Source organism: Aeromonas sp. EU05-FHT14A05, from assembly GCF_058791175.1.
On sequence record NZ_JBYTDH010000006.1, the window covers coordinates 21,769 to 41,697 of the forward strand.

Annotated in this window: 20 protein-coding genes, 1 tRNA gene and 1 other annotated feature; of the genes, 11 read left to right on the top strand and 10 right to left on the bottom strand. The window is 65.2% G+C overall.

What is annotated here, in order from left to right; genetic code table 11:
- Positions 1 to 2 precede the first annotated feature (2 nt).
- Genes otnI through ltnD form a run of 4 tightly spaced genes read right to left on the bottom strand, consistent with a single transcriptional unit; the run spans position 3 to position 3,556 of the window.
- The gene (otnI, locus tag AC3WR3_RS10465) at positions 3 to 776 is read right to left on the bottom strand and encodes a 2-oxo-tetronate isomerase (protein WP_492291820.1); all 774 of its coding nucleotides are present in this window, start codon (positions 774 to 776) and stop codon (positions 3 to 5) included.
- A complete protein-coding gene (otnC, locus tag AC3WR3_RS10470; protein WP_041214644.1) occupies positions 773 to 1,405 on the bottom strand; it encodes a 3-oxo-tetronate 4-phosphate decarboxylase in 633 nt (210 codons plus the stop codon). The genes otnI and otnC overlap by 4 nt, the downstream gene beginning before the upstream one ends.
- Positions 1,398 to 2,651 (bottom strand): 3-oxo-tetronate kinase, encoded by a 1,254-nt coding sequence (otnK, locus tag AC3WR3_RS10475; RefSeq protein WP_492291821.1) that lies wholly within the window; start codon positions 2,649 to 2,651, stop codon positions 1,398 to 1,400. Before otnK ends, otnC begins: the two co-directional genes overlap by 8 nt.
- Positions 2,648 to 3,556: an L-threonate dehydrogenase gene (ltnD, locus tag AC3WR3_RS10480; RefSeq protein ID WP_404837021.1), complete on the bottom strand. Its 909-nt coding sequence runs from the start codon at positions 3,554 to 3,556 to the stop codon at positions 2,648 to 2,650. Before ltnD ends, otnK begins: the two co-directional genes overlap by 4 nt.
- A 256-nt stretch (positions 3,557 to 3,812) precedes the next feature.
- On the opposite strand from ltnD, the gene AC3WR3_RS10485 reads away from it, so the two are divergent.
- Positions 3,813 to 4,601: a DeoR family transcriptional regulator gene (locus AC3WR3_RS10485; protein ID WP_492291822.1), complete on the top strand. Its 789-nt coding sequence runs from the start codon at positions 3,813 to 3,815 to the stop codon at positions 4,599 to 4,601.
- 13 nt (positions 4,602 to 4,614) lie between these two features.
- On the opposite strand, the gene AC3WR3_RS10490 is transcribed toward AC3WR3_RS10485, so the two are convergent.
- A complete protein-coding gene (locus AC3WR3_RS10490; protein ID WP_404837019.1) occupies positions 4,615 to 4,770 on the bottom strand; it encodes an entericidin A/B family lipoprotein in 156 nt (51 codons plus the stop codon).
- Between the two features lie 42 nt (positions 4,771 to 4,812).
- Complete coding sequence (locus AC3WR3_RS10495) at positions 4,813 to 5,874, bottom strand: PQQ-dependent sugar dehydrogenase (RefSeq protein WP_492291823.1); 1,062 nt, start codon at positions 5,872 to 5,874, stop codon at positions 4,813 to 4,815.
- A gap of 268 nt (positions 5,875 to 6,142) precedes the next feature.
- On the opposite strand from AC3WR3_RS10495, the gene AC3WR3_RS10500 reads away from it, so the two are divergent.
- The gene (locus AC3WR3_RS10500; protein ID WP_492291824.1) at positions 6,143 to 7,783 is read left to right on the top strand and encodes a SulP family inorganic anion transporter; all 1,641 of its coding nucleotides are present in this window, start codon (positions 6,143 to 6,145) and stop codon (positions 7,781 to 7,783) included.
- Positions 7,784 to 7,823: 40 nt separating this feature from the next.
- On the opposite strand, the gene ppk2 is transcribed toward AC3WR3_RS10500, so the two are convergent.
- From ppk2 to AC3WR3_RS10515, 3 genes are all read right to left on the bottom strand, one after another.
- On the bottom strand, positions 7,824 to 8,648 hold the full coding sequence (gene ppk2, locus AC3WR3_RS10505) for a polyphosphate kinase 2 (RefSeq protein ID WP_202047016.1): 825 nt from the start codon (positions 8,646 to 8,648) through the stop codon (positions 7,824 to 7,826).
- 229 nt (positions 8,649 to 8,877) lie between these two features.
- Positions 8,878 to 8,954, bottom strand: a tRNA-Arg gene (locus tag AC3WR3_RS10510).
- A gap of 50 nt (positions 8,955 to 9,004) precedes the next feature.
- Positions 9,005 to 10,159, bottom strand: a complete 1,155-nt coding sequence (locus AC3WR3_RS10515) for a flagellar assembly protein FlgT (RefSeq protein WP_429107225.1) — start codon at positions 10,157 to 10,159, stop codon at positions 9,005 to 9,007.
- A 285-nt stretch (positions 10,160 to 10,444) separates the two neighbouring features.
- On the opposite strand from AC3WR3_RS10515, the gene AC3WR3_RS10520 reads away from it, so the two are divergent.
- Complete coding sequence (locus tag AC3WR3_RS10520) at positions 10,445 to 11,065, top strand: FlgO family outer membrane protein (protein WP_042650349.1); 621 nt, start codon at positions 10,445 to 10,447, stop codon at positions 11,063 to 11,065.
- A gap of 20 nt (positions 11,066 to 11,085) precedes the next feature.
- Positions 11,086 to 11,511: an LPP20 family lipoprotein gene (locus AC3WR3_RS10525; RefSeq protein ID WP_139434191.1), complete on the top strand. Its 426-nt coding sequence runs from the start codon at positions 11,086 to 11,088 to the stop codon at positions 11,509 to 11,511.
- A gap of 324 nt (positions 11,512 to 11,835) precedes the next feature.
- On the opposite strand, the gene pheA is transcribed toward AC3WR3_RS10525, so the two are convergent.
- Positions 11,836 to 13,008 carry a prephenate dehydratase gene (gene pheA / locus AC3WR3_RS10530; protein ID WP_319917122.1) on the bottom strand — a complete coding sequence of 391 codons (1,173 nt, stop codon included), beginning with the start codon at positions 13,006 to 13,008 and terminating at the stop codon, positions 11,836 to 11,838.
- A gap of 38 nt (positions 13,009 to 13,046) precedes the next feature.
- Positions 13,047 to 13,169 (bottom strand) — a sequence feature (Phe leader region).
- A 164-nt stretch (positions 13,170 to 13,333) separates the two neighbouring features.
- Between pheA and AC3WR3_RS10535 the strand changes: the two genes are divergently transcribed.
- The 7 genes from AC3WR3_RS10535 to phrB all read left to right on the top strand — a co-directional run bounded on the left by AC3WR3_RS10535 (position 13,334) and on the right by phrB (position 19,929).
- Positions 13,334 to 13,933 carry an HAD family hydrolase gene (locus tag AC3WR3_RS10535; RefSeq protein ID WP_319917123.1) on the top strand — a complete coding sequence of 200 codons (600 nt, stop codon included), beginning with the start codon at positions 13,334 to 13,336 and terminating at the stop codon, positions 13,931 to 13,933.
- A gap of 143 nt (positions 13,934 to 14,076) precedes the next feature.
- Entirely contained in the window at positions 14,077 to 14,907 is an 831-nt protein-coding gene (locus AC3WR3_RS10540; RefSeq protein ID WP_492291825.1) for an adenine nucleotide alpha hydrolase family protein, read from the top strand.
- A gap of 95 nt (positions 14,908 to 15,002) precedes the next feature.
- Positions 15,003 to 15,557, top strand: a complete 555-nt coding sequence (locus tag AC3WR3_RS10545; RefSeq protein ID WP_139434195.1) for a DUF3157 family protein — start codon at positions 15,003 to 15,005, stop codon at positions 15,555 to 15,557.
- A gap of 183 nt (positions 15,558 to 15,740) precedes the next feature.
- Positions 15,741 to 16,370, top strand: a complete 630-nt coding sequence (locus AC3WR3_RS10550; protein ID WP_247627113.1) for an outer membrane beta-barrel protein — start codon at positions 15,741 to 15,743, stop codon at positions 16,368 to 16,370.
- A gap of 173 nt (positions 16,371 to 16,543) precedes the next feature.
- Positions 16,544 to 17,488: a YbgA family protein gene (locus AC3WR3_RS10555; RefSeq protein ID WP_492291826.1), complete on the top strand. Its 945-nt coding sequence runs from the start codon at positions 16,544 to 16,546 to the stop codon at positions 17,486 to 17,488.
- Positions 17,489 to 17,620: 132 nt separating this feature from the next.
- Positions 17,621 to 18,508 (top strand): MerR family transcriptional regulator, encoded by an 888-nt coding sequence (locus AC3WR3_RS10560; RefSeq protein WP_492291827.1) that lies wholly within the window; start codon positions 17,621 to 17,623, stop codon positions 18,506 to 18,508.
- A complete protein-coding gene (phrB, locus tag AC3WR3_RS10565) occupies positions 18,505 to 19,929 on the top strand; it encodes a deoxyribodipyrimidine photo-lyase (protein WP_492291828.1) in 1,425 nt (474 codons plus the stop codon). Before AC3WR3_RS10560 ends, phrB begins: the two co-directional genes overlap by 4 nt.

Consider the following 19,929-nt stretch of genomic DNA (forward strand, 5'->3'; position numbering starts at 1 on the left):
CGTTATTGTTGTGTCAGCCAGCCCAGCCCCTCCCGGGTGCCGGCTCTGGGGTTGTACTCGCAGCCTATCCAGTCGTGGTAGCCCGCCTGCGCCAGCACCTTGAACAGGTGGGGGTAGGCGATCTCCCCCTCGTCCGGCTCGTGGCGATCCGGTACCGAGGCGATCTGGACGTGGCCGATGGCCGGGCCCAGCTTGCCGATGAGACGGGTGAGATCCCCGTCCATGATCTGGGCGTGGTAGAGGTCGAGCTGCACCCCCACGTTGGGTCTGTCTATCTCCTGCACCAGGGCCAGGGCGTCGAGCTGGTGGGCCAGGAAGTAGCCGGGCACGTCCCGATCGTTGAGAGGCTCGAGCAGCACCCTGATGCCGTCTGCGGCCAGGAAGTCGGCGGCGAAGCGGATGTTGTCGATCAGGGTCTGGCGGTGGGCCGCCAGGCTGTGTGCCGGGTCGACTATGCCGCTCATGGCGTGCACCTTGGTGCAGCCCAGCGCCAGGGCGTAGTCACGGACGGTTGGCAGGTGGCCGCGAAACTCCGCCTCCCGCCCCGGGATGGCGGCCATGCCGCGCTCCCCCGCGCCCCAGTTGCCCGGCGGCATGTTGAACAGGGCCTGGGAGAGACCGTGCAGCTGCAGTTGGCGACCCAGCTCTGCGGCCGGCCACTCGTAGGGGAAGAGGAACTCCACCGCGGCGAAGCCTGCGTCCCGGGCGGCGGCGAAGCGCTCCAGGAACGGCACCTCGGTAAACAGCATGGTGAGATTGGCTGCAAACTTGCTCATGGTTTCATCCTCCTCAATTCATCGATTTCGGGTTCGCTCAGGTAGCGGATGGAGTGGCCATGGAGCATCAGTGCCAGGCGCGCCGTCTCCTCCAGCTCCTCCATGTTGTTGACCGCATCCACCAGATCCTTGCCCGTCACCACGGGGCCGTGGTTGGCCAGCAGGAAGGCGTTGCCCTCGGGGGCGCGGCGCCCCAGCTCCTCGGCGATGCGGGCATCCCCCGGCTTGTAGTAGGGGATGAGCGGCAACTGGCCGACCCGCATCACGTAGTAGGGGGTGAAGGGGCGGATGACGTTGGCCGGATCCAGCCCCTCCAGGCAGGAGAGGGCGGTCAGGTGGGTGCAGTGCAGGTGCACCACGGCCCGGCAGTCCGGATTGTTGTGGTAGATGGCGAGGTGGAAGGCCACCTCCTTGGAGGGGCGATCTCCCCCCAGGTGCTCCCCCTGCAGGTTGACGTGAGAGAGCCTGTCGGCGCTCAGACGTCCCAGGCAGGAGCCGGTGGGGGTGGCAATCAGGGTGCCGTCCGGCAGCAGGGCGGAGAGGTTGCCGGCGCCCCCGGTGGCATAACCGCGCTGGAAGAGGGAGGCCCCCAGCATCACCATGGTGTCGCGCAGTGCCTGTTCAGTCATGGAAGTACTCCTGAGCCTTGTCGAAGAAGTCGTCGCTCCCAAAGTTGCCGGACTTGAGGGCCAGCGACAGGGGGGCGTCGATGGCCCGCACCCAGGGCACACCGGGGGCGATCTGCGGGCCAATGTGGAACGCCTTGACGCCGAGGGCCTGGGTGACCCGGCTCGAGGTCTCGCCACCGGCGATGATGAAGCGGTCCACACCGGCGCCTTGCAGCAGTTGGGCGAGGCGGGCAAAGCAGTGCTCCACCGCATCGCTGGCCGCCTGCTGGCCGTGGGTCTCCTGAATGCGGGCCAGCTCAACCGGGCTGGTGGTGGCGTAGACCAGCGGCGCCGGGGACAGGGGCTGGGCCAGCACCCAGCGCGCCAGCTCGGCCGGGTAGTCGGCCTCTTCGAGGCAGCGCACCACGTCCAGCGCCAGGGCAGGGGCGTGCTGGCGATAGCGGGCCACCTGGCGGTTGGTCATCTCGGAGCAGGAGCCCGACAGCACAGCGGCGCGGGTGCCTCTGGGCCAGCCCGCCTCGCGGGCACCCTGCAGATCGCCGCTGCCAAGCTGGCGGGCCAGGCCGATGGCGAGGCCGGAGCCGCCGGTCACCAGGGGCATGTGGAGGGCGGCGGTGGCGATGTCCAGCAGGTGCTGCTCGGTCAGGGTGTCGACCACAGCGTAGCGCACGCCCCACTCTGCCAGCTGCTCAAAGGCGTTGGCAATGGCATCGGGGCCTTGAGCTATGGTGGCGAACGGCACCAGACCGGCGCGGCCCTGGGCCTGCCCCTCCATCAGCCGCAGCAGGTTGCTGTCGATCATGGGAGTGATGGGGTGGTGGCGCATGCCGGACTCGGCCAGCGGCTGGGCGCCGACGAAGAGGTTGCCCTGATAGACGGTGCGACCGTTCACCGGCAGGGCCGGGCAGATCAGGGTGAAGTCCTGGCCAAGCGCCGCCAGCAGGGCGTCGGTGACGGGGCCTATATTGCCCGCCGCCGTGCTGTCGAAGGTGGAGCAGTATTTCTGGTAGATGCGCGGGCAGCCGCGGGCCTTGAGCCAGTCGAGGGCCGCCAGGGAGTCGCGCACCGCTTCGCCCGCCGGGCAGGAGCGGCTCTTGAGGCTGATCACCACGGCATCGACCTGGGGCAGATCCCCGTCATGCTCCGGCACGCCGGCGAGTTGCAGGGTGGAGAGGCCGTTCTCCACCAGGAAACCGGCGATGTCGGTGGCGCCGGTGAAGTCGTCTGCGATGACACCGAGTTTCATGCTTGCTCCTCCTGACCCGGCAGCTGGATGCCGGAGAACGTCTTGATGACGGCGCTGTCATCTTCCTGGCCGTGCCCTGCGTTGCTGGCGTCGAGGAACATGTTGAGGGCAGTGCTCGCGAGCGGCAGCGGGAAGCGCAGCGCCTTGGCGGTGTCCGCCACCAGGGTGAGATCCTTGACGAAGATGTCCACCGCGGAGCGGGCCTGGTAGTCGCCGGCCAGCACCCGGGGCATGCGGTTTTCAAACATCCAGGAGTTGCCGGCGGCGTGGGTGACCACGTCATACATGAGATCCAGGGAGACGCCGGCCCGGCTGGCCAGGGCCATGGCCTCGGCGGCAACGGCGATGTGCACCCCGGCCAGCAGCTGGTGGATGATCTTGACCGTGCTGCCCTGGCCCGGCTCGCTGCCGACCCGGTAGAGCTTGCCGGCCACCGCATCCAGCACCGGGGCCAGCTTGTCGAAGGCGGCCTCTGAGCCTGCGGCCATCACCGTCATCTCGCCGGCATCGGCCTTGATGGCGCCACCGGAGACAGGGGCGTCCAGCATCGGCAGTCCCAGCTGTGCCAGCTCGGCGGCCAGGGCGCTCGCCTCCTCGGCCGCTATGGTGGAAGAGACCATGATGGCGGTGCCCGGTTTGAGGTGGCGGGCCAGCCCCTCTTCGCCTAGCAGGATGCGGCGCACCTGGGTGGCGTTGACCACCAGCAACAGCACGGCATCGAGCGTCTCGGCCAGGGGTCTGGCATCGGCCATGACGGCGGCGGCACCGGCCTGCTGCAACTGGCTGCGGGCCTGCTCGCTGAGGTCGATGCCATAGGTGGTGAGCCCGGCCCGCAGGCAGGAGCGGGCGGCGCCCATGCCCATGGCGCCCAGGCCGATGACCGCAACATGATAGGGAGTGCTCATCTCGTGATTCCTCGATTACGACTGATGAGCCGATAGTAGAGGCTTGCGGCGATGAAATATCAGGCAGCTGTCACAAAAAATAACTTAGCAAGTGTTAATTTTTGTTATTGATGAGGGTTGAGATTCTTTCGAGTCAATAAATGGTGCCATTTTTGTGAGAAAATGTGATTTGTGAGCCCATGTCAGGTTATTTATCATTTTTTCCCAAGTCGCTGGGGTAGAATGGCGCCTTCCCTTCCCCGAGGTGCGAAGCAAGATGATTCCCGTAGAGCGACAGCAACGTATCCTGCAGCTGCTGGCAGAGCGCGGCGTGGTCAGCATAGTGGAGCTGACCGACTGGTTGCAGGTCTCACACATGACCATCAGGCGCGACATCCAGAAGCTGGAGGAGCAGGGGCGGGTGCTCTCCGTCTCGGGCGGGGTCAGCCTCTCCCAGCGGATCAAGAGCGAGCCCTCCCACGCCACCAAGCGCAGTCTGATGCAGGGGGCCAAGCTGGCCATAGCCCGGCTCGCCGCCGCCCAGGTGAGCGAGGGGAGCACCGTCTATCTGGATGCCGGCACCACCTCCCTGGAGCTGGCCCGGGAGCTGGCGCTGCGGGAAGATCTGATGATAGTGACCAACGACTTCATGGTGTGCGCCTACCTCATCGAGCACGGTCGCTGCCGCCTCTATCACACCGGGGGCCTGGTCATTCGCGAGAACCAGTCCTGCGCCGGTGAGGCGACCGCCCACTTCCTGCGCAACCTCCATCTGGACGTCGCCTTCCTCTCCTCCTCCTCCTGGGACGGGCAGGGGATCTCCACCCCGAGCGAGCAGAAGGTGCCGGTGAAGCGAGCCGTGGTGGAGTCGGCGGCGACCCGGATCCTCATCTGCGACTCGTCCAAATATGGCAAGGTGGGCACCTTCAACGTGGTGGGCTGGGATGCGATCGATCAGGTGATCACCGACGAGCAACTGCCCCAGAGCGCCCGGGAGGCGCTGGCACAGCACGGGGTCAGGGTGACCATGGCGCCGCTCGCCAGCCTGGCCTCCGGCGTCGAGTGACTGTGTCAGCCTGTCACTCTTCGCCGGCCTGAGGCTCGCTTGTCAGGTTGGCGGAGCCCTGGATCACCTCGCCCGCCTTCTCTATGTCCCGTCCCACTCCGTGGATGGTGTTGCAGCCCAGCAACCAGAGGCTGGCGCAGAGCAGCAGCAGGGTTCGATTCTTGTTCATGCTTCCTCCTCGCCGGCGCCCGCTCCGGGGCCGGCCTCCATGTCATGGGGTCAGTTTGAGCAGGCGCCCCTTGCCTGAGTCCGTCAGCAGATAGAGGGCGCCGTCCGTTCCCTCCTGCAGGGTACGGATCCGCTCCCCGAGATCGGTCAGCAGCCGCTCCTCCGAGACAATCTTGTCCCCCGCGAGGCGAAGACGCAGCAGGGCCTGACCGCGCAGGGCACCGACCAGCAGATCCCCCCGCCACTCCTTGAACAGATCGCCTTGGTAGAAGCCCATGCCCGAGGGGGCGATGGAGGGCACCCAGATCCAGCGCGGCGGCGTCAGACCCGGCGCGCTCTGGCCCAGGCCAATCTTGCCGCCCCCGTACTCCTCGCCGAAGGTCACTCTGGGCCAGCCGTAGTTGTGGCCCGGCAGGATGAGGTTCACCTCGTCCCCGCCCTGGGGGCCGTGCTCGTGGGCCCAGAACTGCTGGCTGCCTGGGCGCAGCGCCGCCCCCTGCATGTTGCGATGACCCAGGCTCCAGATCTCCGGCAGGGCCCCCGCCGTCTTGACGAAGGGATTGTCGGCGGGCACCCGGCCATCCTTGTGCAGGCGCACCGTCTTGCCGAGGTGGTTGTCCAGCGTCTGGGCCCGCTCCCGCTCGCTGTAGCGATCGCCTAGGGTGATGAAGAGATAGCCATCCTCGGTCAGCACCAGGCGGGAGCCGAAGTGGGCGCCGCCAGCCACCTTGGGCTGCTGGCGAAACAGCAGTTGCCAGTCGACTAGGGCGTCCTTTTGCAACCGGGCCCGGGCCACGGCGGTGCCGGCTCCGCCGTCCCCCGGCTCGCTGTAGCTGAGATAGAGCCAGCCCTCGTCGTCCAGGGCGAGATCGAGCAGGCCCCCCTGACCCGTGGCGGCGAGGGGAGGCAGGCCCGAGATGACATGGCGCTCGCCGCCGGCGTCGATGCGCAGCAGGCGGCCCGGGCGCTCGCCAATCAGATAGCCGCCTTCCGGCAGCAGGACCAGCCCCCAGGGATGGTTGAGCCCCTCCACCAGGGGAGTAAGTGTCAGCGCCCGGAGCGGGCTCACCAGGCAGATCAGCAGCAGTGCAAGCAGTCGCAGCAAGGGGGATCTCCTCTTGGAAGGGGGCTGGCCGGCGGCGCAACGTCGCTGAAGTATAGGGGGTTGCCAACAGATGGCCCGGTCTGCGGGCTTTCCCCACCACGACGCTCAAGGCATTCAGCCCGACGCAAGGCGGGAGGCGTACACTTGATGGTGCGATGAGACATGGCTCGCACGCCTGGGCGAGCGGCCATGGTCATAGGCTGGCAGCGGTCACTCGAGCGCCGGTGCAGCATCGGGGCCCTAGGGCCATGAGTTCATGGAGGATAAGATGTCATCACCCGCGTCGGCGCCAAGGCGCTCCCTGTCCGATCTGCTGGCCGGCGTCACAGCGGCGGCCGTCGTGCTGCCCAAGGCCATGGCCTATGCCAGCGTGGCCGGTCTGCCGGTGGCCGTCGGTCTCTACACCGCCTTCGTGCCCATGCTGCTCTACGCCCTGCTGGGCTCCTCCCGGGTGCTCAGCGTCAGCTCCACCAGCACCCTGGCTATCCTGACCGCGACCCAGCTCGGGCTGGTGGTGCCGGACGGGGATCCCGGTCGGCTGCTCATAGTGACCGCCACCCTGACCCTGCTGGTGGGGGCCATGCTGATGCTGGCGGCGGTGCTGCGGCTCGGCTTCGTGGCCAACTTCATCTCCCTGCCGGTGCTGGTGGGGTTCAAGAGCGGCATAGGGCTGGTGATCATCCTCGATCAGCTGCCCAAGCTGTTCGGGGTGCACCTGCAGAAGGAGAACTTCTTCCTGGATCTCTACCACCTGGGGCTGGCCCTGCCCCAGATCTCCTGGCTGACCCTGGGCGTCGCCCTGGTCACCCTGGTGGTGCTGGTGTTCATGGAGTGGCGCTTCCCCCATTCCCCCGCCCCCTTGCTGGGGGTGGGCATCGGCATCGCCCTGGTGTGGGGCTTTGGCCTGAACGAGGCGGGGGTGGCCATAGTCGGGACCATCCCCACCGGCTTGCCCGCCCTAACGATGCCGGACCTGACCCTGGTGTTGCAGCTGCTGCCGGGGGCGGCGGGCATAGCGCTGATGAGCTTCACCGAGACCATAGCCGCAGGGCGGGCCTTCGTGGGCAAGGAAGAGCCCGAGATCAACCCGAACCGCGAGCTGGTGGCCACCGGGCTGGCCAACCTGGGGGGCGCCTTCTGCGGCAGCATGCCGGCGGGGGGCGGCACCTCCCAGACTGCCGTGGTGCGCTCCGTCGGGGGCCTGAGCCAGTGGGCCTCCGCCGTCACCGCCGCCATGGCGCTGGCCACCATGATCTTCCTCGCCCCGCTGCTCTCCTGGCTGCCGAGCGCCACCCTGGCGGTGGTGGTCATCGTCTATTCGGTGGGGCTCATCCAGCCGGGGGAGTTTCGCAAGATAGGGCAGATTCGCATGATGGAGTTTCGCTGGGCCGCCATCGCCTGCCTGGGGGTGCTGCTGTTCGGCACCCTGGAGGGGATAGTGGTCGCCATCCTGGCCTCCCTGCTGGGGCTGGCCAGCCAGACGGCGCAGCCCAGGGTCTATGTGATTGGCCGCAAGCCCGGGGAGGATGTGCTGCGTCCGCTCAGTGAGCAGCACCCCGATGACGAGACGATCCCTGGCCTGCTGATTCTGCGGCCTGAGGGGCGCCTCTTCTTCATCAATGTGCAGCATGTGGCGGCCCGGATCCGCGAGCTGACCGAGACTCACCAGCCCGAGGTGGTGGTGCTGGACATGAGCCGGGTGCAGGACGTGGAGTACTCGGCGCTGATGATGCTGATGGAGGGTGAGCAGCAGGCCCGCGCCAGGGGGGTCACCCTCTGGCTGGCCGGGCTCAATCCCGGGGTGCTCGAGAACGTGCGCCGCAGCGGGCTGGCCGACCAGCTGGGGGAGGACCGCATGCTGTTCAATACCAGGGCAGCCATCCGCCAGTATCAGCAGAGCAGGGGGTGAGAGAGCAAGGGGCGAGCCGGAGGCTGCCCCTTGAGGGTGATCAGAAGAGTTCCGGGATCACCCGGAGCGGGTGCTCAGAGGCCTTGACCTTGCCAATCTTGCGTTTTGGCAGCTTGACCGGCTCGGCTGGCAGCTCCTCGTAGGGAATGTGGCTCAGCAGGTGGGAGATGATGTTGAGCCGCACCCGTTTCTTGTCCTCGGAGCGGGCCACGAACCAGGGGGCCCAGGCGGTGTCGGTGGCGATGAACATGGCGTCCCGCGCCCGGGTGTAGTCATCCCAGCGATCGAAGGACTTGATGTCCATGGGGGAGAGCTTCCAGATCTTGCGCCCATCGTCGATGCGATCCCGCAGCCGTCGCTCCTGCTCCTCTGGCGTCACCTCCAGCCAGTACTTCAGCAAAATGATGCCAGAGTCCACCAGCGCTTTTTCCACCATGGGGGTGCCAGCCAGGAATTTGTCGCTCGCCTCCTGGCTGCAAAAGCCCATGATGCGCTCCACCCCGGCCCTGTTGTACCAGCTGCGATCGAAGATGACGATCTCGCCCGCCGCCGGCAGATGCGGAATATAGCGCTGGAAATAGAGCTGGCTCTTCTCCCGCTCAGTGGGGGCCGGCAGCGCTATGACCCTGAATATCCGGGGGCTGACCCGCTCGGTGATCGCCTTGATGGTGCCCCCCTTGCCGGCGCCGTCGCGCCCCTCGAAGACGATGCAGACCTTGAGCCCCTTGTGCACTACCCACTGCTGCAGCTTCACCAGCTCCACGTGCAGGCGACGCAGCTCCTTCTCGTATGCCTTGTTGCCAAGGGGCTTGGGCTCGGTGACCGGTACCGGCTGTTCTGCTTTGGATTTTTTCTTGCTAGCCATGATGTCCTTCTTTTTTCTCGAACGAATGAGGAGTGGCCGTCATCCCGGACGGCGCACTTCAAGCGTAGATGACAGTTCTTTCGGTCAGGAAGGGATCAGGCGAGCGGGGATCCGTATCTGGCGCGTCGCTTGGCGCCGGGAGGCTTTGCCTGGGAGGGCCGGGGCTGGCGGCCTGGGCTAGAAAGGCACAAGGGGTTGGCATCTTGCGATGCCAACCCCTTGTTTTGTATGGCGTTCCCGACTGGAGTCGAACCAGTGGCCTGTCCCTTAGGAGGGGACCGCTCTATCCTGCTGAGCTACGGGAACCTTGTGGCGGGCATTATACAAGAAGCATTGTGCTTTTAAACCCTTGATTCCTATTCCAATACGGCCAAATCACCGATTTGGACATTAAACGGCGAATATTTGTTCTGACTGCTGATGATGGCGCCATCCTCGAACACCTGCACCACCTCGAACAGGCCGTCGGCGGGGTTGCGCATCACCCTGGACTTGCCATAGGGGTCGATGAAGTCGGCGCTGTGCTGGACGCGGAACTGATCCCCGAGCTTGACCCCGTTGCGACGGCCCAGGCTGATGTGGGGGCCCCGTTCGTGCTGGGCCACGATGCGGGCGGTGACGGGGGCGCAGGCGAGCTCGGCGATGATGTCCTGGGCCGCCTCCTTCAGCTGGTAGCTCACCTCCTGGCCGTAGCTGGACTGCCAGAACTGGCCGCTGTGGCTGCCCACCTGCTCCCGCTTGGAGAAGGTCCAGTTGGCCCGGCCCTGATACTCCTTGCGCCCGAGCAGGCTGCCGTTGATGCCGTCGAACAGGTAGAGCTGCATGCGGAAGTTGCGGATCGGGTCTTCATACCAGCTGGTCAGCTGGTTGCCCTGGGGCTCGAGGGAGAGATCGTCGATGCTGCCGAGCACCAGATACTGGCTGTCGGTGCGCAGGCTCAGGGCCTTGATCTCCTCGAGGGCGCTGCGATCCCCCTGCTGCAGGTGGAGGGGATCGATGCGCAGGTTCTCGTCCAGCCACTGGCGGGCGACCACCCCCTGGGGCGCCGCCGCCAGGGTCTCGAACAGGCGGCGGGAGAGATCCGCCGGCATGTCGTCGAGGGCGCCGGTGCTCGCCTGGTCCGGGTAGCGCATGCGCAGGCGTACCAGCGTCAAATCCTTGGCGTAGTGCTGGGTCTGGCAGATCTGCCGCTCGGCCTGGATGTCGGCCACCAGGGTGATGTACATGCGGCCGTTGCGCACCTCCTCGCGCTTGAGGCGGTACTGGCGGATGTCGCCGCCGGAGCGGATCTGGATCTGCTCGGAGCGCAGGCTGCCGTTCTCCAGGCGCTGGATGCTGGAGACGGACGCGCCGCTGGCCAGCAGGGCCTGACGCAGCGCATCCCGGGTCGCCTGCTCGCGGGCATAGACCTCATCGCCCCCCAGGATGGCGGCACTGCCTTGCGCCTCTATGAGCTCGGCGTTGGCCGACAGACTGGCCAGCAACAGGGTTGACAGCAGCACAACTTTCATAACGTACACCTTGAATAGACGAACCCCTCTTGCGCCCCGGGGGGCGGATGAGCGGCTTCATGGACACTGGCCTGGTTTGCACCGGGTGCGCAAATAAAAGCAAGATCCATGCCTTGTTCCGGCGAAAGGGTGTACAGCTCGCCGCATTTCCCGGCTCCAGCCTCTTTATTGGCGCCGCCCAAGGCCCTCTGGCGGATCATCGGGCGATCCTTGGCGCATTCCCGTCTCAAGTGTTGGCCGCTGTGACCGATAACAAGTCAGGTGTAGATACAGGAACAGGTATCCATGAACAGAATTATCACGGCGCTGGCCATTGCGCTGGCGCTGGCCGGCTGCGGGTCGGCCGACCCCATCAACCGGGATCAAGGGGATCCCCGGCAGGCGGCCAAGGGGATGGAGCTCAACTGGCTGGTGGCCCGCATGACGGATCAGCTGATGGAGCGCAAGTCCCTCACCACCCTGAGCGAGCCCATCGCCGTCGCCTCCTTCGTCGATCTCGACACCCTGAAAGACACCAACTGGATGGGGTTGCAGATCGAGGAGAGCTTCATCTACGAGCTGAACCGGCGCGGTGAGGTAGTGGTGGACTTCAAGACCACGGGCAGCATTCAAGTGACCCCCAGTGGCGACTTCGTGATGAGCCGCAACTACAAGGATCTCTCCGCCCGGCTGCCCATCTCCCGGATCCTGACCGGCACCTTCAGCCGCAATTCGCAGGGGATCCTGGTCAATGCCAGGATCATCGATCTGCGTACCAAGATGGTGGAGACCACGGCCCAGAGCCTGATCCCGCAACAATATCTGTCCGGCGCCAGCAACTCGTTTGGCCGGGCATCGGTCAACCGGGGTTACCTGATGCGGGGCGGCCAGAGCGCGTCCGGCCATCTGGTCAACCTGACCCCTTGATTTCTGAGGAGTAGAAAGCGATGAAAATCTTGTTGGGTTGCCTGATGGCCATGTTGCTGACGGCGTGCAGTGGCAACCGGGTCGTAAACTACGACGTGGCCGAGAAGCCGGATGACTTCCCGGTGCTCAAGGCGGTGGGCTACGCGGTGATCGACATCCAGCCCGGCCCCTCCCAGTCGGAGAAGATGCTGCAGGCGATCCGGGCGTCCAAGATGGATGCCTACCGGGAGCTGGCGGAGCAGCTCAACGGCCAGCAGGTGCGTGGCCAGAGCAGCTACAAGGACCTGACCCAGACCTCCAACTCCCTGGATGTGTCTGTGGCCGGCATGGTGCGCGGTGCCCGTGTGGTGGCGACCTATCCCCGCGGCAACACCTATGCCACCGAGCTGGAGCTCGACACCCGCAACCTCTATCACCTCAATCAGCTGATGGCGGGCCAGTTCTAGGGCTCTAGGGCGGGTCCGAGCGGACGCCGGCATGAGCCCGGCGCTCATCACAACACAGACAAAGGCGAGCGCAGGCTCGCCTTTTTGTTGTCCGGGGGTGGGTCGGGTCGGCAGGGGGCAGGAGCGGGGTTGGCGCCCCGCCGGCGTGAGTCTGGGGCCCGGTTGGCGGCCCAGGTCGTATACCTGGAGTGAATGATGGGGATATGTCGTTCAGTTTTTCCGAACGCCAAATCGGGGGACTGGGGGCTGTGGCGCCGCCCGCGGGGGTGGGGAGACAGCAAAGAGAGAGGCGAGCCTGATGCTCGCCTCTTGCCGTTCGGGGGCTTAGCTGCCCATCAGCACCGGCGGCACTGCGGTCGGCTTGACGTCTTCGCTCGGGTAGCAGCCCAGCACCTTGACGTAGCGGGTGATCTTGGTCAGCTCCAGCAGGGCGGCCTGCATCTGGGGGGTCTGCAGGTTGGCGGAGACATCCAGGTAGAACATCTCCTCCCAGGGGTTGCCCTGCACCGGACGGGATTCCAGCTTGGTCATGTTGATCTCGTGGCTGCGCAGCACCAGCAGCGCCTCCACCAGGGAGCCCGGCTTCTGGGAGGTGGACATGATGAGGGTGGTCTTGGCCGGGATCTGGGGCGCCACGTCGATGGGCTTGCGCGCCACCACGATGAAGCGGCTGTAGTTCTCCTTCTGGTTCGCGAGCTGCTCGGCCAGCACGTCGAGGCCATACAGCTCGCCACCGGCGGCGCTGCCGATGGCCGCCGCCTCCGGGCTCCCCAGCTCCTTCACCTTCATCATGGCGCTGGAGGAGGAGTCGCAGATCTCGTGGCGCGCCCCTTCCAGCTTGCTCAGGTAATGGGAGCACTGCTGGAACACCTGGGGGTGGGCGTAGAAGGTCTTGATGCGTGACAGCTCGGTGGGCACGGCGGTGAGGATGCAGTGCTCTATGGGGTAGGTCAGCTCACCCACGATGGAGAGGGTGGTGTGCTGCATCACGTCGTACACCTCGTTGATGGAGCCCGAGCTGGTGTTCTCGATGGGCAGCACCCCGAAGGCGGCGCGGCCCGACTCCACCGTGTCCAGCACCTCGCGGAAGTTCTGGCAGTTCACCTCGATGACCTGATCCTTGTAGCGCGCCAGGTACTTGCGGGCGGCCAGGCTGGAGTAAGAGCCGCGCGGGCCCAGGTAGGCGACGCTGGTCATGGGCTCCTGCTGCTGGGGGTTGAGCAGGCTCTGCAGGTAGGCCTGCTGGGAGAGCACGGAGTCTTCGATGATGGTGTGGTAGATGCGGGTGATGTACTGGGCATCCAGTCCGAGGGCACGCCCTTTCTGGATCAGGGCAACCAGCAGGTCCTGCTCCCGCTGGGTGTCGCGGATGGGACGGGGATTGGCCTGCTTGGCGCGGGCAACCTCGATGCTGAGGGTCTTGCGTTTGGCCAGCAGGGCGAGCAGCTCCTGATCCAACTGGGTGATGTCTTGTCTGATCTCGTCGAGCGTTGCCATGGTGGTTCCCTATCCAAATCTTCTGTGGTGGTTGCTGCAAAAAAAAGCCTCCGCTGGGGGAGGCTCGATTCGTCTTTGCTTTCTGTTGATGCGACGACAGGGCCTTCCCTCATGAGGGCCGGATAAACGAGAAAGCAAAGAAGAATGGTGTGTGCATGATGTTGTCCTGAATGTAACGTCATAACCATTAAGGGATTTGGCACGCCGATGCAAGTAAAACTTGCCCCGGTGCGTTGAACGGGGCAGGGTAGATGGTCGGGATCCCTGGACGAATGAGTGTCACACTGGTCCCGTTGTTGCTGGTCAATGAGAGGGAGGCGAGAGGATGGCGATTATCTTCGATCTGGGACGGGTGGTGGTGAGCTGGGATCCGGTCGGCATAGTGCGCTCGGTGCGTGGACCGGATGGCGCCGAGGCCCTGGCGGAGCTGCTGTTCAACCACCCCGACTGGCTGGAGGTGGACAGGGGCACCCTCTCCCTGCACGCCATGGCGCGCCAGGCCGAGGCACGCACCGGCCTGCCTATGGCACAGAACCTCGCCATCCTGCAGGCGGTGCCCGCCTCCCTGCTGCCGGACCCCGCCATGGTGGCGCTTATCGAGGCGCTGCACAGTGCCGGTCACCGGCTCTACGCCCTCTCCAACATGGGTCATGCCAGTATCGACTGGCTGGAGCAGCATCAGGAGTTCTGGCGCTTCTTCAGCGGCAAGGTGGTGTCGGCCCGGGTGCGGATGCTCAAGCCCGAGCCCGACATCTACCGCTATCTGCTGGTGTCGTTCGACCTCAAGGCCGGGGAGTGCCTCTTTATCGACGACAGCCCGGCCAACGTGGCGGCGGCCCGGGCGCTCGGCCTGCAGGGCATGGTGTTCACCGACGCCCCCGCATGCCGTCGGCAGCTGGTCGAGCAGGGATGGTTGCCCGCCTGAGGGGCACTTCGCCGGGCCCGGAGAAAAGGGGGGCTGATTTGCCTCTTGAGCGAATAAAGAACAACTTTGTCCCCATTCTTTAAGTGTCTATTCAGCTTTGTCATCGCAAAATAACATCCTATTCATCATCCGGAGCCGTTGTTATGGATGCCAATGTCGTCGCGCTGAATCGGGGATACGATCAGCTATTTCAGGCCAGGGAACAGAGGCTCATCAATACCCTGGCCGGTTACGGCGAACTGCTTGTCTCCTTCTCCGGCCGGCTGGAGTCCTGCTACAGCATGGATCTGTGCCGGGCCAGCGGGGTCCGCTTTCGGGCCATCACCCTGGACAACCCGACCCTGAGCCGCAAGGCGGTGGCCCGGGCCAAGCGCTACTGCAAGCACTACGGCATCGCCCACCAGGTGATCAGGACCGACGAGATGATCTTCAGCGTGCACCTCGGCCACCTCGCGGAGGTGACGGATCCGGTGCGCTACCTCTGCCAGCAGCTCGAGCACGATGACGGCCCCCCTATCCTGATGTCGGCCTCGGTGGAGGAGATGCGGGAGTATCTGCGGCGTTTTGACAGCGTGCCGGCCAATACCCTCTGGATCTTTGCCGAGCAGGGCATGACCCACCGAGACTTTCGCTATGGCTTCCACAAGCGCCAACTGGCCCTGTGGGGGGCGGGGGGAGAGGCTTGCCTGAGCCAGCGCTTCTCCGACGTCGAGTCCCTGGACCGGCGCCACCTACGCATGGTGGACATGGCCGAGCAGATGCTGTTCGACATGGGGCTGGACGGGGCCCAGGTCTTCTTCCATACCCTAGCGGACAGGGTCACCACCCTGGCCAGGATCAGGGTGCCCCAGCGCATGCGGGCCCTGGTGTTCGACATGCAGCCGAGCATCCAGAAGGCACTCAAGAGCGCCCAGTTCGATCTGGTGACCCTGGACATGATATCGGGGGAAGATCCCCAGCAGCTGGTCATCTGATCCCGGCCCTGGGCCGTAACGTGAGTCGGGTCATAGGCAAGGGCAGCCCGACTCTTTATACTGCTCCTTCTGCATCCCTATCGAGTCATCTGCCCATGAAACCCTTGTCCAGACTGCTGCTTGCCCTCTGCCTCTCTCCCATGCTGGCCCAGGCCGCGCCCCTGACCCAGGTCACCCTGGCCGATGGCCGTCAGGTGCAGCTCAACGACGACTTCACCTGGGAATACCTGCTGGTGAAGCCCGCCGAGACGGTGGCCGGCAAGACGGTGACGACGAGCGTGGCGGCGCCGGTGCTGACCGAACAGGCCCTGGCCAATCCCGACCTGCTCGCCCAGGCGACCCGGGACGGGATCACGGTGACCCTGAACCAGGTGGAGGGAGAGGATCCGCTGCGCCTGCAATTCATGGTGAGCAACACCGGCAGCCGCAACGTGGTACGGGTCAATGGCAGCCTGACCCTGTTCAGTGCCGAGGGGGTGCAGCTGGCGACCCAGCCGGTGCGCTTCTGGGTCGGGGAGAATCGTCTACCTGAATCCTATCTGCGCAAGGGCGAGCAGCGTCCGTCGCGGGCCATCGAGCTGGCCCGTCCGGCCAATCTGACCGGCAAGCCGCTGGTGCGGGTGCAGATCGACGAAGTGGAATTCCGCTAGGATAGCGGCGGGGACGGGCAGGCCCGTCCCCCCATGGAGTGTTGCTCCGGTAACCGCCAGCAATATCTGCTTACATCTGACATGGTTTGGCAACAGCTTGCCGCTCGGCACCTCCCCCCTTGCCCGTCACAATGGCTCCATTCCAGTTAGGTTCCGCCTAACTCAACAATCGGAGTCAACAAAATGCAAAAACTCGCACTGTCTGTTCTGGTTCTGGCCGGCCTCTCTTCCACCTCCGTCCTGGCGCAAGATGCGTTCAGCTACGCCAAGGGATCTGCCACCTGGGCACACACCAAGTCCGACTACGTCGGTGGCAAGGACAGCAACAACCGCGATTTCGGTGGTCTGAGCCTGGATCTCTCCAAGAGCTTCGGCTCCAACTTCTACGGCCGTTTCGGCTCCGAATACAGCTCCCGCAACAGCGGCAATGACAGCATGGCCATCTCCAATCTGGGTATGGGGGTGTTCACTCCCCTCAGCACCGGCCTGAACCTGTACGGTGAAGCGGGTCTGATGGGCTACAGCATGGAGCGCGAGCTCGCCTCCAACGTCAACGACAGCGGCTGGGACGACATCACCCGCAAGCAGAGCGGCAGCCTCTACGGTGAAGTGGGCCTGCGCTACGACATCGGCGCCGTCGAGCTCTCCACCGGCTATCGCTACGCCAACATGACCGACGACATGCACGACTTCAAGGCGGGTGCCGCCTACAAGGTGAGCCAGAACCTGGCCCTCACCGCCGATTACACCTACCGCAACTGGGATCTGCAGAAAGGATCCATCACCAGCCTGGGTGTGAAATACAGCTTCTGATTTCCCTGTCTGTCGTGACGTCCATTTTGCCCATGACCCCGGTCATGGGCTTTTTCATTTTCCGGTGATCCTGTTTTCCCCCTTGTGTCGTATCGGTCCGTAATAGTTATACAACTTTCATTTCTTTGTATAACTGCTATAACTGGTTCAATGCTTATACAAGGGGCGCAATCATGTACAAGATCAAGGTCGGTATCAGTGCCTGTCTGCTGGGGCAGGAAGTGCGGTTCGACGGGGGCCACAAGCGCTCCAGTTTCTGCGAACGGGATCTTGGCGCCCACTTCGACTATCACCCGGTCTGTCCCGAGATGGCCATCGGCCTCGGCGCTCCCCGCGCCGCCATCCGCCTGGTCAAGCGCCATGGGGAGGTGCGGGCCGAGGCGAGCAACGGCAGCTTCGACGTCACCGAGCGGCTCATCGCCTTCAGCGAGCAGAAGGCGCGCCAGCTCGACTTCATCTCCGGCTACATCCTCTGTGCCAAGTCACCCAGCTGCGGCATGGAGCGGGTGCGCATCTATGGCGCCAACAACGAGGGGAGCGCCAAGGAGGGAATTGGTCTCTTTGCCAAGGCCTTGATGGAGGCCAACCCCCTGCTGCCGGTGGAGGAAGACGGCCGCCTGTGCGATCCCATACTGCGGGAGAACTTCGTGCTGCGGGTCTTCGCCTATCACGACTGGCAGCAGCTCTGCGCCAGCGGGATCACCGCCGCCGCCCTCATCCGCTTTCATTCGCGCTACAAGTACCTGGTGCTCTCCCACGCCACCACCCACTACCGCACCCTCGGCAAGTTGCTCGGCAACCTCGGCAAGGCCAATCTGCAGGAGGTGGCCCAGAGCTACATCAAGGGCCTGATGGCGGCCCTGACCCTGCGTGCCAACCGTCGCAGCCACACCAATGTGCTGATGCACCTGCAGGGCTATTTCAAGCGGGTGCTGACCCCGGCCCAGAAGCAGGAGCTCTGCGACACCATAGACAAGTACCGCACCGGCATCTTCCCGCTGCTGGTGCCCCTCACCCTGATCCGCCACTACCTGCGGGAATACCCCAATGCCTACTTGTCCGATCAGGTCTATCTCAACCCGCATCCCGATACGCTGAAATTGCGTTACGGGCTTTGAGAATGGCGAGATCAGCCTTATCCAGAGCCGCACCCCGATACGCGCAAGCTGCGTGACGGGCTCTGAATTCGCTTGTGCCCCGACGCAGCCTCTGGGCTCGGGGCGCCCATACCCTGTTGAATGGAAGTCACCATGTCTGATGTACCACAAGATGATGCCGCCAAGCCGGACGAGGGGATCTACCCCATTCGCGAGGTCTCCCGCCTCACCGGCGTCAATGCCGTCACCCTGCGCGCCTGGCAGCGCCGCTACGGCCTGGTGCAGCCCGCCCGCACCGACAAGGGGCACCGCCTCTACAGCGAGCAGGATATCCGCCAGATAGGCGAGATCCTGAGCTGGCTTGAGCGGGGGGTGAGCATAGGCCAGGTCAAGGGATTGCTGAGCGAGCCCCAGTCCCAGCCGGTGAGCGATCACTGGCAGCAGACCCTGGAGAAGTTCAGCCAGGCGCTGCTCGCCTTCAATCAGCGCAAGGCGGAGGCCGAGCTTAACGACCTGCTGGCGAGCTACCCCTTCGAGCTGGTGCGCAGCCGGGTGCTGCAACCGCTGGTGGAGCGGCTGCTGGGGCTGTGGCGCGAGCGGCCGGATGGCGAGCTGCTGCAACAGGTGTGGCTGGGCTGGCTCCATACCCGCTTCGCCCGCCACCTCATCGAGCAGGAGAAGGGGCTGCCGGTCACCCTGGCGAGCTGGGGTCAGGTGGGCCCTCTCGATCTGGTCTGGGCGGCCTACGAGCTGATAGGTCAGGGCTATGAGGTGCAGTTGCTGGGGGCGGTGGAGCCGCGCCACGTCGCCCTGCTGGAGGGGCGAGCCCTCACCCCCTGGCGGGTGCTGCTGGGGGCCGGCCTTGGCAAGCCTGCGCTGGCCGCCGACTGGCCTGCCGGTACCCGGCTCTTTGGCGAGCTGGGGCGACTCTATGACGCTGACTGGCTGGCCGCTCACGGCTGGCGGGCGACCCTGGCCGAGGTGATGGCGGACAAGCCTGCCGCCCGTGGCTTGAGCGGGCGCGGGAGCAAGAGATCATGAGGCTGGTCTGGTTTCGCAATGACTTGCGCCTTTCCGACAACCCGGCCTTGCGTCATGGCTGCGCCAGCGATGAGCCGGTCGCCGCACTCTTCATCATCTCCCCCACCCAGTGGCGGCAGCACAAGATGGCCCCCATCCGCCAGCGCTTCATCCTGGCCCAGGTGGATGCGCTGGGCCGTGAGCTGGCGGCCCTCGGCATAGAACTTCATCTGCTGCGGGTCGAGACTTTTGCCGAGGTGCCTGCGGCGCTGGCTGACCTCTGCCGCGAGCTCGGGGTGAGCCAGCTCTACGCCAATCAGGCCATCGAGCTGGACGAACAGCGCAGGGACCATGGCGTCACCGCCGCGCTGGCAGAGCAGGAGGTGGGTTGCCACTGGCTCAACGGCTGCTGCGTGCTGCCCCCCGGGCGGGTGCTGACCGGCGGGAGGGAGATGTTCAAGGTCTTCACCCCCTTCAGCCGCGCCTGGCTCAAGGCGCTGGATGAGGATGGCTTCGTCATCCACAGAGCCCCGTCGCCCCGGGGCGACTCCCTGCCCTGGCAGCCGCTCGCCGAGCAGGCCTTTGTCGATGAGGGACTCGGGGAGCTGACCCCGGATCCCCGCTGGCCGGTGGGGGAGGCCGAGGCCCTGCGGCGGCTGCACGCCTTCCTGGAGCAGGGGGTGCTGGACTACGGCGAGACCCGGGATTTTCCGGCGCTGGCGGGTACCTCCATCCTCTCCCCCTATCTGGCTGCGGGCATCGTCAGCCCCCGTCAGTGCGTGGCGGCCTTGCAGCAGCGGCTCGGCGGCCGGCCCCAGTCCAAGGCGCAGCCCGGTTTCGTCTGGCTCAATGAACTCATCTGGCGCGAGTTCTATCGCCACCTGCTGGTACTGATCCCGACCCTCTCGATGAATCGCCCTTTCAAGCCGGAGACGGCGGCCCTGCCCTGGAGCTGGGACCCGGATGCGTTTACCGCCTGGTGCGAGGGGCGCACCGGCTACCCCATAGTCGACGCCGCCATGCGCTGTCTCAACGCCACCGGCTGGATGCACAACCGGCTGCGGATGATAGTGGCGAGTTTCCTGACCAAGGATCTGCATATCCACTGGCGGCTCGGGGAGGATTACTTCATGAGCAGGCTCATCGACGGGGATCTGGCGGCCAACAATGGCGGCTGGCAGTGGGCGGCGGGCACAGGCGCCGATGCGGCCCCCTACTTTCGGGTGTTCAACCCGACGACTCAGGGGCAACGATTTGATCCACAAGGGGAGTTTATCCGTACCTGGGTATCTGAGCTTGCCGATCTGCCTGCCACCCATGTGCACCAGCCTCACGACTGGTTGCGGCTCAAGGGGCGGCAGGACTACCCGGCGCCCATGGTGGATCATGCCGTTGCACGGGTGAGGGCCATCGAGATGTTCCGTGACCTGGAGAAGCAATAA